At 42.3% G+C, this 14,334-nt stretch carries 12 protein-coding genes; 4 read left to right on the top strand and 8 right to left on the bottom strand.

Features of this window, described 5'->3' with window-relative positions:
• Window positions 1-15: 15 nt before the first annotated feature.
• Window positions 16-660, top strand: coding sequence for a bifunctional phosphoribosyl-AMP cyclohydrolase/phosphoribosyl-ATP diphosphatase HisIE (gene hisIE / locus EXU30_RS18830; protein ID WP_130602653.1), 645 nt, complete (start codon window positions 16-18; stop codon window positions 658-660).
• Window positions 661-821: 161 nt separating this feature from the next.
• On the opposite strand, the gene EXU30_RS18825 is transcribed toward hisIE, so the two are convergent.
• Window positions 822-2,093: a hypothetical protein gene (locus tag EXU30_RS18825; protein ID WP_130602651.1), complete on the bottom strand. Its 1,272-nt coding sequence runs from the start codon at window positions 2,091-2,093 to the stop codon at window positions 822-824.
• A gap of 317 nt (window positions 2,094-2,410) precedes the next feature.
• Here EXU30_RS18825 and EXU30_RS18820 point away from each other — a divergent pair, with 317 nt between their 5' ends.
• Window positions 2,411-2,869 (top strand): TetR/AcrR family transcriptional regulator, encoded by a 459-nt coding sequence (locus EXU30_RS18820; RefSeq protein ID WP_130602649.1) that lies wholly within the window; start codon window positions 2,411-2,413, stop codon window positions 2,867-2,869.
• Between the two features lie 36 nt (window positions 2,870-2,905).
• Here the strand turns inward: EXU30_RS18820 and lpxM are convergent, their stop codons facing one another.
• The 4 genes from lpxM to pheS all read right to left on the bottom strand — a co-directional run bounded on the left by lpxM (window position 2,906) and on the right by pheS (window position 7,800).
• Window positions 2,906-3,817: a lauroyl-Kdo(2)-lipid IV(A) myristoyltransferase gene (gene lpxM / locus EXU30_RS18815; RefSeq protein WP_130602647.1), complete on the bottom strand. Its 912-nt coding sequence runs from the start codon at window positions 3,815-3,817 to the stop codon at window positions 2,906-2,908.
• Between the two features lie 293 nt (window positions 3,818-4,110).
• Window positions 4,111-4,410, bottom strand: a complete 300-nt coding sequence (gene ihfA / locus EXU30_RS18810; protein WP_130602645.1) for an integration host factor subunit alpha — start codon at window positions 4,408-4,410, stop codon at window positions 4,111-4,113.
• Window positions 4,411-4,413: 3 nt separating this feature from the next.
• Window positions 4,414-6,801: a phenylalanine--tRNA ligase subunit beta gene (gene pheT, locus EXU30_RS18805; RefSeq protein ID WP_130602643.1), complete on the bottom strand. Its 2,388-nt coding sequence runs from the start codon at window positions 6,799-6,801 to the stop codon at window positions 4,414-4,416.
• Between the two features lie 15 nt (window positions 6,802-6,816).
• Entirely contained in the window at window positions 6,817-7,800 is a 984-nt protein-coding gene (gene pheS, locus EXU30_RS18800; RefSeq protein ID WP_130602641.1) for a phenylalanine--tRNA ligase subunit alpha, read from the bottom strand.
• Between the two features lie 535 nt (window positions 7,801-8,335).
• On the opposite strand from pheS, the gene EXU30_RS18795 reads away from it, so the two are divergent.
• The gene (locus tag EXU30_RS18795; protein ID WP_130602639.1) at window positions 8,336-9,841 is read left to right on the top strand and encodes a methyl-accepting chemotaxis protein; all 1,506 of its coding nucleotides are present in this window, start codon (window positions 8,336-8,338) and stop codon (window positions 9,839-9,841) included.
• 126 nt (window positions 9,842-9,967) lie between these two features.
• Here the strand turns inward: EXU30_RS18795 and EXU30_RS18790 are convergent, their stop codons facing one another.
• Entirely contained in the window at window positions 9,968-10,390 is a 423-nt protein-coding gene (locus EXU30_RS18790) for a VOC family protein (protein WP_130602637.1), read from the bottom strand.
• A gap of 96 nt (window positions 10,391-10,486) precedes the next feature.
• Here EXU30_RS18790 and soxR point away from each other — a divergent pair, with 96 nt between their 5' ends.
• On the top strand, window positions 10,487-10,921 hold the full coding sequence (gene soxR / locus EXU30_RS18785; protein ID WP_278044723.1) for a redox-sensitive transcriptional activator SoxR: 435 nt from the start codon (window positions 10,487-10,489) through the stop codon (window positions 10,919-10,921).
• Window positions 10,922-11,257: 336 nt separating this feature from the next.
• On the opposite strand, the gene EXU30_RS18780 is transcribed toward soxR, so the two are convergent.
• Window positions 11,258-11,713 (bottom strand): Hsp20 family protein, encoded by a 456-nt coding sequence (locus tag EXU30_RS18780; RefSeq protein WP_130602633.1) that lies wholly within the window; start codon window positions 11,711-11,713, stop codon window positions 11,258-11,260.
• A gap of 290 nt (window positions 11,714-12,003) precedes the next feature.
• Window positions 12,004-13,905, bottom strand: coding sequence for a bifunctional metallophosphatase/5'-nucleotidase (locus EXU30_RS18775; RefSeq protein ID WP_130602631.1), 1,902 nt, complete (start codon window positions 13,903-13,905; stop codon window positions 12,004-12,006).
• Between the last annotated feature and the right edge of the window lie 429 nt (window positions 13,906-14,334).

The raw sequence follows: 14,334 nt of genomic DNA, 5'->3' as shown, positions 1-14,334 counted from the left end.
AAGGTAGCACAGAACATGACACAAACAGCTTCGAATACAAATGAGTCAACAAGCGCGAACTTAGCAAATATTGATTGGGATAAACAGCAAGGTTTAATTCCAGCTGTGGTGCAAAACCACCTTACTGGTAAAGTGCTGATGCTAGGTTATATGGATAAACAAGCATTAGATAAAACTTTAACCACGGGTCTGGTGACCTTCTATAGCCGCAGCAAGCAAAGACTGTGGACCAAGGGAGAAGAGTCTGGCAATACCCTCAATTTAGTCGAGATTGATATCGACTGCGACAACGACACCTTTTTAGTACAAGTTATCCCACAAGGACCAACTTGTCATTTAGGCCGCGAAAGCTGTTGGCAAGACAGTAAAGCCCACACTTTCATTGATAACCTTACCCAGCTTATTGCGAGTCGCAAAGGTCAAGACAGCAACAGCAGTTACACGGCATCGTTATTTGAAAAAGGCACCAAGCGCATTGCACAAAAGGTAGGTGAAGAAGGTTTAGAAACCGCCCTCGCCGCTGCGACTAATGACAAAGCAGAATTGATAGATGAAGCGTCTGACCTTATGTATCACTTGATTGTATTACTAGAAGATCAAGGATTATCAATGGCAGATATTAACCGTAACCTGCTTGAGCGCTATAATGAAACGAATTAAAAGTAATTGATCAGTGAGTATATTAAGGGCCATAAGATACTTTTATGGCCCTCACTATATAATTGCCCCTTGATATTAAAGGAATTAAATTTACACAGTTGCTATTCGCACTTAATACAACTTTTTATTCAATAGCAAGCTTCACAACTAACACCAAACAACTATTCAAAGCTAATTTCGTGAGCGATGACTGTAATAACCTTTCCATAGTTCAAGTTGTCATCATTAAAACGAGTAAATACAGCGGCCTTGGTTGGGCCATTCCAATAATTAACTAAATTAGCATCACCTACAAGCTGATTTGCCTCTTCACGTGTTAGTTTTTTGTTTGGCTCTGACGCTATACTAAAGTGCCATCCATCTGCGTCATTATATTGATAATTTACAGTTTCATCTTTTTCACCGTCATTATTTGTATCTAGGTATATATTGATGAAGGGTGAACTCAACTCCGAGTCTTTAATAAAGTCAAATTCAATTTGAACATTTTGAAATTTAATTATCTCTTCACTACTTACAGATTTGAAAGCAAATGCCTCTTTCTCAGACACGCTTTCATCTCTTCCTGATGCATCATTAGGAGTAAGCTGAACTGAACCGTCAACATTAACAGCTACTATATCAGCAAAGCGGACTTCTTCTGCACTCAGCACTGGCTCCACAGGTGTAATAGGTTCTAATGGTTTTCCAAAATCTGGTGGGGTAATAATTATGCCACCCTCTTCATTTCTATTAATAGAATAACGTACGTGTTTTCCCTTCTGTTGTTCATAATCGATAAAGTCCTGATACTCTATACCATAAGATGTTGTAAGAACCACCTCTGAATCTTGGCGTACATAACCAAAATGATAACCAACTGTTTCGTCTTCATTTCGCATTGCACCAAAATGCCAGCTATTAATAAATGAATTAAGCGCATCCACATCTTCAGTGACATCGACTGTTACATAAGTATAATCAGGATCTTGGTCTGCGATGATTGTTATATCATTGATTGAGCGATTGACTTCTTCAAAGCCAAAAGCAGTATAATAGTATTGTAACTCTGATACTAAAGAGCCATCATAAACTAGAGTTATTTCAGCTTGACCAGTAATATCCAATTGAATACCACTAGCATCAGTAATATCTTCAATATAAATAACTTGATCTTCACCTAAACCATCCACCATATCATTAACTTCTAATCTATAACTATCTGTACGAAGAATATGCGGATAACCTCTTTTATCATAGACTTTAATGAAACTACCATCTAACTGAGGTGTTTCACTTTTCAAATTGACTTCCTTATAGAACGGCGAACTAATACTTACGGTAACTGTTCGAGGCAGTTCATCAGTGGGAGTAACAGAGTCATCATCGTTACACGCTGTAAGAGCAAAAGTGGCAACTAACATTGCAGTTAATTTATTAAACTTAGTATTCATTAAGAAACTCCAAAAGAGATGTTTGACATTAAAGGTAATTCGTTACTCGACGAATTATTGCCAAACCTCCTCTTTGATGTCAAATCGTACAGCAACGAATAATAAAGTATTTGCAGGAAAACAGCCTAACTCATTGAATTTTATGTAGTTATAATTGTTGCACTTTGTTTGCAGCAAATGACAAAAAGTAAAGGTAGTGTTAACAGGAATATGAAAAGCATCATTCAGATACTGTATACAATACATTCCGGTTTACCAATAGTACCTACCTGCATATACTCAACAAGTCGTTAATAGCCACGTTCAGATAAATAATCATGGGAAAAATAACAGCTCAAGAGCGCAAACGAAGACAAGCCTTATATGATTCGATCGTTCTCGACATATATTGGAATGAAGGGTGGGATGCAATTTCACTCGGACGTGTGGCTAAGCGTGCCAATATTGCAAGATCTACCTTACAAAGCTATTACCCCAACGGGTTAACAGATGCTCTAAAAGGTCGTGTTATGCCTACGTTGATTGATTGCTTGGACATGAGTAGTCGCGAAGCACTAATTGAAAGCTGGAATTACAATATTAGAGAAAATGTGCAGTTTAGCAGTATCATTAAAATCCTAATTGAAAATTCACTTAAACCTACGCCATCAGTAGACAACTTTGCCTTTGCATTAAACAAACTAGTTGATGCGATTGAACATAAATTAGGTAACGGAAAGCAAACAGTAACCTATTTACTTGGTTCAGTAGTACTTCTAAAGCTAAACATGCTTTAACGATGCGATATTCATCACTGTTCTGAATGAACATGGTCACATTGAACTACTTCGATAAATATCTTCTGCAGGGTCTTTACGAGTTTTCAATAAACGTAAGAACCACATGTACTGCTCTGGATATGCCAAAATCACCTGCTCTACAATCTTGTTAAGAGCGAGCGCTTCGTTGTCTTTGCCCTTCATCGATTCTTTATCAACCGCGGGTAGCACGGTTAAGTTAAAGTGCCTCGCCTGTTGATCATATCCAATCGTCACTGGCATCACCTGTGCATTACCCGCCTGAGCTAAACGCCCTACTACTGGCAAGGTGGCTTTAACTGTACCCAGAAACGGCGCAAATACACTTTGGTCACGGCCTAAATCTTCATCTGGAAGATAAAAAAAGCTGTTGTCTTGCTTAAGCTCGGTGATTAAAGCACGAATCCCTGCTTCTCGCATATAAACGCGGCCACCTTGGGAGCTACGTAGTCGGTTACTAAACCAGTTAAATAGCACGTTCTTATGGGCCTTGGCCATGGTAACCATTGGGATTTCTTGGTTTAAACGCAGGCCAGCGTAATCAATTGGCCATACATGAGGCATGATAAAGATAATAGGCTGACCAGCATCGCGGGCGGCTTGTACATGCTCAAAACCGTGTAATTGTACGCGGCGTTTGTTGTGGGCATCTGAACGCACTACTAGTTCAGCCTGCGACAAGAGTGCAATCACAAAATTATCAACGTTGGCTTTGATAAGTTCTTGAATTTGTTGCTCTGACTTTTCAGGAAAACAATGGCTGATATTCACCTTAGCCACATGCAGCGGTTTTTTAGCCACCTTAAGTACGACAAAAGATAAACTACGGGCAATGGGGTCTCTTAGCCAGGCTGGCATTAAGCCAAACATAAACAACACGCCGATAACCAGCCAGGTACCCCAATATTTAGGGTGCAACAAACTCATTTTAAAACTTCGGTCAAAATGCTTAGGTGTGCGTTTTTTAGGAGAAGTGGACAAAAAAAGCTCCAATCAAGAAATTTAGCTAAAGGCGAAGTTTATCAACTTACTTAGGTTGGTAAAAACACTTTTTTACCGACAATTCATATCAGCTCGCTATTTATCATTATCAACCGAATACTTAGTGCAATTGGGTACAAGTAAAGTGAGCCAACTCAAGCCGTTAAAAAAGCAAGCAATAAAAAAGCCACCCGTTAGGGTGGCTTTCGATATCAAGAAAATTTGATATTAGATGGGAATTATTTCTTATCCGAGTTTGCTGCTTCAACGCGCGATTTTAACTTCTGTCCAGGACGGAAAGTTACGACACGTCGTGCAGAGATAGGAATATCTTCACCAGTTTTTGGGTTCCGTCCCGGTCTTTGATTCTTATCCCTAAGGTCAAAGTTGCCAAAGCCAGATAACTTGACCTGCTCACCACTTTCGAGTGCTTCACGAATTTCTTCAAAGAAAGACTCAACCATCTCTTTGGCTACACGCTTATTAATGCCAAGTGTTTCAAAAAGATGTTCTGCCATTTCGGCTTTGGTAAGTGCCATACTTTAATCCCTCAACGATGCGTTGAACTCGGTCTTTAAAGCTGATACCACTGAATCCATGGTCTCTGTGATATCTTTTTCTTCAAGTGTACGAGTAATGTCTTGTAACGTAAGTGCGATAGCTAAGCTCTTTTTGCCGCTCTCGACACCTTTACCTTGATATACATCGAACAAGTTTAAGCCAACCAACTGATTTTCGCCAACTTTTCTTATCAAATTCATAACATCGGTTGCAGAAATATTTTCATCTACTACCACAGCAATGTCACGACGATTAGCCGGGAACTTAGATACAGCTTGGGCTAGCGGTAAACTAGACTGTAATAATGCGTCTAGTTCAAGCTCGAAAACGATTGTTTTGCCATTTAGGCCGAATGGCTTCTCTAAACTCGGATGAAGCGCACCAATGTGACCAATGACTCGATTATTTCTTAAGATTTCAGCACATTGTCCTGGATGTAGTGCAGGATGTGTTGCTGCTCTAAAACTAAATTCAGAATCAGCTGCTGTCAAGCCCATAATTGCTTCTAAGTCACCTTTTAAGTCAAAGAAATCAACAGTTTTTGACTCCATTGACCAGTGTTCATCGTTCTGATTACCAGAAATAACGGCACCTAGCATAGCTTGCTGGCGAACACCTGAATCGGCTTGCTCATCAGGAATAAAACGCAGACCAGACTCAAATAAGCGCACGCGCCCTTGCTGGCGGCTTTGATTGTGACCAACGGCCGCTAAAAGACCGGTGAACATAGACAAGCGCATTGCTGACATTTCAACGGAAATTGGATTTGGTAACACCATCGCTTCTTGCTCTGCGTGAACAAGCGCTTGCAGTTTAGGGTCAACAAAACTGTAAGTAATTGCTTCTTGGAAGCCACGAGCTACCAGTAAGTCGCGTACACGCTTAAGCGGCATATCAGCTTCTTTATGATCTGACATGTTAAGTGCAGCAACAGGTGCAATATTAGGAATGTTGTTGTAACCATAGATACGGGCAACTTCTTCAATCAAATCTTCTTCGATTGCCATATCAAAACGGTAAGTCGCTGTAGTGACATTCCACACGCCTTGCTCAAAAGCAACACTAAAGCCTAAACGCTCAAGAATTTCAGTCACATCAGCATCAGGAATATGGTGACCTAGCTTTTTATCTAGCTTTTCACGGCGAAGCTGAATGTTAGCCGCTTTTGGTAAGTGATCTTGCGATACCGCCTCAACAACTTGACCAGCTTCACCACCGCAAATATCAAGTACCAGGCGAGTGGCACGGTCCATCACCTTGTGCTGTAGCTCAGGGTCAACGCCGCGCTCAAAACGGTGTGAAGAGTCAGTGTGCAAGCCTAGGCTACGTGCTTTACCAAGAATCGCTAAAGGCGCGAAGAAAGCGCACTCTAATAAAATATCTTTGGTTTCAGTGGTAACGCCGGTTGCTTCACCACCAAATACACCCGCCAATGCAACAGGCTTGTTGTCGTCAGCAATCACTAGGGTATTGCTAGGTACAGTGATTTCATTACCATCGAGTAAAGTTAGCTTTTCTTCACCCGAGCCATAACGAACCGTAATGCCACCATCTAAGGTTGCTAGGTCAAAGGCATGCATTGGTTGACCAAATTCAATCAGTACATAGTTGGTGATATCAACAATTGGATCAATTGAGCGAATACCGCTGCGGCGCAATTTTTCTTGCATCCAAAGTGGTGTTGGCGCTTTAACATCGACGTTTTTGACCACACGACCAAGGTAGCGACCACAAGCTTCTGGCGCCTTAACTTCAATGCTCACTGGCGCATCGATTGAAGCTTCAACCGCTTGCCAGCTAGGCTCTGTTACTTCAGCGCGGTTAAGTACACCGACTTCGCGCGCAAGACCAACCATACCTAAACAGTCTGCACGGTTCGCGGTAAGGTCTACATCAATAATGGCATCGTTTAGATCTAGGTACTCACGAACATCAGTGCCGATTGGCGCATCTAGTGGCAGCTCGATAATGCCGTCACTTTCGATATCAATACCTAACTCACCGTATGAACACAGCATGCCAAAAGATGGCTGACCGCGTAGTTTGGCTTTCTTAATTTTAAAGTCGCCAGGTAGCACTGCACCAACCATAGCAACTGCTACTTTTAAGCCCTGACGGCAGTTTGGCGCACCACATACGATGTCGATTAATTCGTCTTCACCAACATTAATTTTGGTTACACGCAGCTTGTCTGCATCTGGATGCTGACCACACTCAACCACTTCACCAACAACAACGCCACTAAACTCAGCAGCAACGCCGTCAACGCCGTCTACTTCAAGGCCGGCCATGGTGATTTGGTGTGATAATTCGTCGCGGCTTACTTGTGGGTTTACCCACTCACGAAGCCAAGATTCACTAAATTTCATCTGTTTATTGCTCCGTTATTTGAATTGCTTAAGGAAACGTAAGTCGTTCTCGAAGAAGGCGCGTAAATCGTTGACGCCGTAGCGCAGCATAGTTAAACGCTCAACGCCCATACCGAAAGCAAAACCAGAGTATTTCTCAGGGTCGATACCCACACTGCGAAGCACATTTGGATGCACCATTCCGCAGCCCAATACTTCTAACCATTTACCATTTTTGCCCATCACATCAACTTCAGCTGATGGTTCTGTGAATGGGAAGTAAGATGGACGGAAGCGCACTTGTAAATCTTCTTCGAAGAAATTACGTAGGAAGTCGTGCAAAATACCTTTTAACTCAGCAAAGTTAACGTTCTCTGCCACCATAAGGCCTTCAACCTGATGGAACATTGGTGTGTGCGTTTGGTCGTAATCGTTACGGTATACACGGCCTGGAGAGATAATGCGCAGCGGTACTGGCTCATTTTCCATGGTGCGAATCTGCACACCAGATGTCTGAGTACGCAGCATTACTTTAGGATTAAAGTAGAAAGTATCGTGATCAGCGCGAGCAGGATGGTGCTCAGAAATATTTAACGCATCAAAGTTGTGAAAATCGTCTTCAATCTCAGGACCTTGTTTAACGCTAAAGCCAAGCTCACCAAAGAAAGATTCAATGCGCTCAATGGTACGCGTTACTGGGTGCAAACCACCAATTTCTAGCGTGCGACCAGGTAAAGTCACGTCGATTTTTTCAGCAACTAACTTAGCTTCAAGTTCTGCTGCTTTTAAGCCTTCAATACGTGCAGAAAGCTGCTTTTGTACTGCTTGCTTGGCTTGGTTGACGGCTTGACCAAATGCTGGTTTTTCTTCAGCACTTAATTTACCCATCATTTTCATCATGTCAGTGATCTTACCTTTTTTACCAAGGTAATCGACACGGATATCATCCAATGCCTTTAGATCACTTGCCTCGTCGATGACTGCTAAGGCCTGTTCTACGATCTCGTTTAACTGTTGCATTATATCTTCCACTGCATATTGCATTTAAATGCGCTGATGTCGGCAGCATCGCTGCCACAGAGCGAACTCACATACCAGAATGGGTTGCAAAAGTGTGTTAACACTTGTCTACCGGTCACTCGGAGGTGTGTTGCAAACTGATTTTTAAAATAAAAGAGTGAAATTTTACGTGTTCGATACCAGATTTGCTAGTCAATAATCGAGTTTTTCCGAGCAAATATTAGCATTTAGCGACATTTCTCAGCCTAACAAGTTGGCTAACACACCATGCGCAATAAATTGTGATGAATTCAGTGGTCGCAAATGCAAACAACTTGTAAACTTGGGCTGTTTTGAACTGTCTTTGTATCGGTTTGTTCTATGCTTAACACTGACACAATTAATCAGTATGAGTAACGCCCCATATCGAAGTGGTTACTACGCAAGCAATTGCGGTTGAAAACTTAACCAATCAAAGCTAAACCATTAAAGTTCAGCTGTTTCTAACCGATAACATTTAAGTAAACCATTTCAAGCCAACACAGAAGAGGCATAAATGAAAGAAGTTAAATTTCGATGGATTGATCAATACCTCATCCATATGAACTTGAAAACTAAATTTACCATCCTTGCTGTTGTGCCAATGTTAATGATTATTGGCCTGACAATTTTTCTTAATAACCAGCAAGAGAAAAGCATTGATAAAGCCCACCTAGAAACCGTGCTTAGCTCAAGTAACTCAGCTATCGAGTTCCTTGACGCCACAATAGCCCTGATCCCTGAAACTGATCGCAATCGCATCCCAACTAACCTATCAGCTGACTCGCGCTTAACTCAAATGAACCTACTAAATGGTGAGCAGCGCAGTTTGGCCAACCGTGGCGGTGGCATCCATCTTAAAGGTTCAAATGCAACTGTCGTCAGTAAAGTAAGCCGTAATCAACAAGTGATTGTGTCGCAAATAAACACCGACAAATATACAGTTTCTGGCTCAGGCAGCACCTATGCTTACGGCATAATGACGGTATTACTGCTAGTTTTATTTGCCTTTGCTTATTACATTTCAACCTTTGTTGGCGGCGCGCTGTACACTACTGTTATGGCACTAAAGCGCGCTGCAAATGGTGATTTAACAGGTAGACTTAACTTCTTTGAAGTAAAAGATGAGTTCAGTACACTTGCAATCAGCATCGATGCTCTTGTGGATCGTCAGCACAAGCTTGTGCAACAAATTACTCAAGCAACAGATCAAATCCGCACTGTTGTATCGTCATTTAGAAACACAGCTCAGGAAGGTCAATCACTCGCGGTTAACCAACGCCAACATTTAGACTCTCTTGCCACAGCGATGGAAGAGATGACGGCAGCGGTAAAAGAAGTTGCTCGCAATGCCGATCAATCGTCAAGCGAAACCCAAGAAGCCAATACTCAAGTCGAAGCGGGTGCCAAAGACATTGAAACCACAGTTGAAGCCATCGATATTCTCGCCAATGAAATTGGCGATGCATCAGATGCTGTTGCTGCGTTGAACGAAAATGCCAGCAAGATTGACGATGTGGTGACCACGATTAATGCGATTTCAGAGCAAACCAACCTTCTGGCGCTTAACGCCGCTATTGAGGCTGCGCGTGCTGGTGAACAAGGTCGCGGCTTTGCCGTGGTTGCTGATGAGGTTCGTACCCTTGCAGGGCGCACCCAGTCAGCAACCGTTGAAATCAAATCTATGATTGAAGCGCTGCAAACCGGCACCCGTAACCTAACTCAGGTGATGTCACGTACAGTTGAACAAGCGGAAGAAGGTAAAAAACACGTACTGCAAACTGGTGACGACTTAGCGAATATCGCTCACCATAGCTCAAAAGTGTTCGATATGAGCACACTAATTGCGACTTCTGCAGATGAACAATCCGCGGTAGCCAATGAGATTGCGACTAACCTTATGGAGATCCGTAATCAGTCTCATGATGTTGAGCAATCAGCGAATGAGTCAGTATCGGGTTGTGATGAGCTGCATGCCACGGCCGAGCAGCTTGATGCCTTGTTGGTAGGGCTTAAGGTGTAACAAACACAGCATTAACACCAAGTTTCAAATAGAAAGTCGCTTCCTAGGTAGCGACTTTTTTGTTTATTAATTCTGCAAATATAGCCTGACTATCTCATCTAATTAGACAGCATTGGCCTAATTGGATTAGTCGTCATATACATTTCGCTCAGACGGTATATCGGTAAAGTACTGTAAGAATTCAACTTCATAACCGTTTGGGTCTATGTAATACAAGCTCTTGTGTGAGCTATCCGCAGCACCATCAATGGCAATATCGAACCCTGCTGCCGCCATTCTTGCACCTAAAGATTTAATATCATCAACCACATAGGCAAAGTGTGCTAAACCAAGGTCATAACCTTTTATATCGCGGATACTGCCTTTGCCATTATCGTTCAATGACAGATAATTATAGTCGTCACCAAAGTGTATCCAGCGTCGATAAACACCGTTCCACTCGCCTTCTCCGCCACCACGGACTTGCCAATGAGGAAATGCCGCTTTGTAAAACGCCACTGTTTCATCTAGGTCGTTCACAACTAAGTTCAAATGTTCTAATCGCATAATTTTGCTCCTTGCTGATTAACTGTTGACCATGCTACAACCTCAAGTTAACTTGAGGTAAAGAACTTTTTTAAACTATTTTTGTTGGATGAATTTTCCATGAAACAGGAATTTGAATTGTCTGTGGGGTATGTGGCAAAGCGCTGCGGTGTAAGGGTGTCTACCTTACATTTTTATGAGCAAAAGGGCCTGATTTACAGCCTCAGAAATCAGGGTAATCAGCGCAGATACCAAAGAGAGACGCTGCGTCGCGTTGCCATTATTAAGGCGGCACAAAAACTGGGGATCAGCTTAGATGAAATTCAACAGGCATTTGCTGCTCTACCTGATAAACGTACGCCAACAGCCGACGACTGGCATCAGTTATCGACTAAATGGCAGCAAAAACTCAACCAACGTATTGAAGCGTTGACGCGACTTAAAGATTCGATGGAAGGTTGCATCGGCTGTGGTTGCTTATCGATGAGTAATTGCCCAATTTATAATCAAGATGACGTATTAGCAGATAAAGGAACTGGTGCAGTATTGTTATAACTCGCTTAACACTCCCTTGCAGTAGAACCAAGATTAAAAGCCGAGTTAAAAACTCGCCTTGACCTAAAGGCTAAGGAAGCTAAAACCTTAGTGAATTTAAGCCCCAGTGAACTGAAGCTTAAGCGAACCAGCGTCTGAGTGAATAGCTGCCTAAGCGAACTACTGTCTGAGTGAATAACTGCCTGAGCCATTTAGTGCCCAAAATTTTAACGATTCAAACAAACAGCTGATTACGCAAAAAAGCCTAGCGCAAACACGCTAGGCAAAAAGGAAGATGATGAACAATAAAAGGGTCGCGCTAATGGGGTTAGCGCGAGTTTGTTTAAAAACTAGTGGTTAGTCTTCAATCACGCGAGCTTGGTTAATCTCAATCTTACGCGGTTTCATGGCCTCTGGTAATTCACGTACCAGATCGATATTCAGTAAGCCATTTTCTAACTCAGCACCAACTACACGTACATGGTCTGCTAGTTGGAATGTGCGCTCAAAACCGCGCTCTGCAATACCTTGGTGTAAGTACTTTTTGTCATCTTTCTTACTGGTTGGTTTGTTGCCTTTAACCAGTAGCTTTTCGCCTTCACTGGTAATTTCTAGCTCGCTCATAGCAAAGCCGGCAACAGCCATAGTAATTCGGTAGCGATTCTCACCCATTAACTCGATATTGTATGGAGGGTAACCATTTGAGTTGCCGCTATTTGAGGCTGCATGTTCAGCCATACGTGCTAGGCGGTCAAAGCCAATCGCGCTGCGGTAAAGAGGAGCAAGATCTTGAGAAATAGTAAAATTACGCATATTCATATCCTTGTCTAAAGCAATATGTAAAATTAAGCCATTATTGGCGATGTGCATTGCCCTTTCGGCGCAATGGGTAACCGGAGTTGAAACCTCTGTTGAGCATTTCAATAATGTCTCCCTGCTACAATTAGAGATATATGGACGCTTTTTTCTACTTCAAGGGCTATTTTTAAATCTTTTGCGAATTATTTACGATTTGTTTGAACGGCATCTGTCTCAAACAATAAAAAAGCTACCTTAGTCGGTAGCTTTTTTGCTTAACTAAAAGCCATAACACTCAAAGTAATCTATTGATTATCTTCTGCTTTTAATACTGGATTATCTAATTTGTCTGCATAGCTATCTGGCACGATAAAGTTCAGACCTGTCGCAATTTCTTCTAGCTTTTTACCTTCAGCAGTTAATGACTCAACGTACTCAATCATAGACTCGTTATCAATAAAGCCAGACTTTACGGTTTCTGATTGCTTGCGTGACTCAAAAATATCGTAACCATCTTTACCACCAGCAATGTATGCGTTCGTAGCAATCTTATAGACTTTTTCGAGTTCAATGTCAGCGCAGTTACCCGCGTCAACACCATTAGGACAAACTTGCAGTTGCTCAATTTGCTCTCCTGCAACCGCTTTACCATTGAAGGTAAATGACAGGTTAGCAAACGTTGGGAATGCACCGCTTGAGTCAGTCATCGCGTAATTGATGGTATCTTCAAGCAAATCGACAATATCAGCACCTTTTAAAGACACAATTGCCAATTCGTTGTTGAAGTAAAGCAATGAGCCAATCACATAACCCGCAGTTAAGCCGCCTGTTTCCACTTCTTTAATATGATCGCGCACGCCACCTGTGTTGGTGATAGCCATATCAACGCCATAACCATGTTGGTTTAGCTTCCACACCATAGAGGCGGCAACCTGAGCACCAGCTTCACTACCTGTTCCAGGTAGCGATGCACCACCTCGGCTTAGGCCTGGAATACGCACATGATCAAGCATGGTCGTGTCAACGGGATCGTTTGCATCCAATACCTCACCAATCACCTTACCTTCAAACTCTTCAATAAGTGGTTTGTAGTCAGTGTCGATAGTGCTGCGAAGCGCGGCATCTTCAGCAGTAATAGCAATGTTATATTGCTCAGCGACAAAAGCTTCGGTCGCTTGTTGGTCAGCATCATTTAATGCTTCTCGGTTTTCGCCGTCGTACTTATGCTTAAAGTCATTATCAATTAGCAGCGTGTTATTGCCCATGCAGCTAACGATGTTACCGTCTTCAAAGCTAACATCGACTTGACCAACCGCTTGCGCTAAATCACCGGCTTGTACAATACAAGTACGAGTGCTGCCATTAGGGTTAGTGAAAATTTCAGCGTAGCTAGTGCTAGACTCGCCGCGGCCAATATTTTGGAAGTCACCTAGTAAAGTGTGAGAGTGTCCACCAACAATCACATCAACACCATTAACTTGCTCAGCAATACGAATATCACGGTCTAGGCCAATGTGGCTCACCATAATGATCTTATCTATGCCCATCGCGTGTAACGTATCAACAGTATCTTGCGCCGTTGCCACTTCGCCGCTAAAGCTCAAGTCAACGCCTGGAGACGAAATCGATTCTAAGTCTTCAAGTACCAAGCCAAAAATACCCACCTGATTACCATCAAACTCTTTAATGGTGTAAGGCAAAATGTTGTCTACCGCATCCATGTCAGCGTCGTTGCTGGTATCCATGTTTGCAGCAAGCAGCGGGAAGTTAACGTTCTCAGCAAAGTTGATTAGTGGATCGTTACCTAAATCGAATTCATGGTTACCAATGGCCATGGCATCAATATTCATCTCGCTTAACAGCTCAGCATTCCCCTCGCCTTTTAATACGTTAAAGTACAGCGAGCCTTGGAATGCATCACCACCATGAAGGGCTAAAAACGGTTTATTGGCATCATTTGCAGCCTCACGTGCCGCTTTTAATGCGGTTGCCATACGCGGATAACCACCTACTGATGCACGTACTGCAAAATCGTTTGCGTCCACCTGTGCGGTAAAATCGAGTGACCCAGCATCAAAGCTAGAGTGCGTGTCATTTACATGCGCAATGGTTAAATCAAACTTGTTAACATCATCATCGCTGTTACAGCCAACTAACGCTGTAAGCACGGCTGTCGCCAGCACGCCTTTTACAAAATTCATCTTCATTCCGTGACCCCTTTTATTTTTCTACATACTGTTCAGTTACTGCTCACTCAATAAACTGCGAAGCAAATAACGCGCAACATAATAGCAAAGTAATTCTCTAAAACATGCGATTAAGGTTAACAACAAACCACCGTAAACCATTGGTATTACAGCATTTTATAGCCATTACTGTACGGGACAAAAAATGCCTTCAACAAAGGAATGCAAGACATAAAAAACAGCGAAGATAGTGGCGGGCTTTATAGCAATAAACTGAAAGAGTTAGCTAGAAACAAGGTTGAGGTAATACTGTTCAAGATTAAGAACACAGCACGCGGTGCGATATTTAGTTTCAAAAACAAGAAAGTTTTTGAGTAACAAAAAAGGTGACCGAGATCACCTTTTGTTTTGCTCAATTTGAGCGCTATCTATCAAAAATGGCTTTATAAC

The sequence above is a fragment of the Shewanella maritima genome (assembly GCF_004295345.1).
Lineage (GTDB): Bacteria > Pseudomonadota > Gammaproteobacteria > Enterobacterales > Shewanellaceae > Shewanella > Shewanella maritima.
Note: the sequence above shows the minus strand (reverse complement) of the source record. Positions and strands in the feature narration are given on the sequence as shown.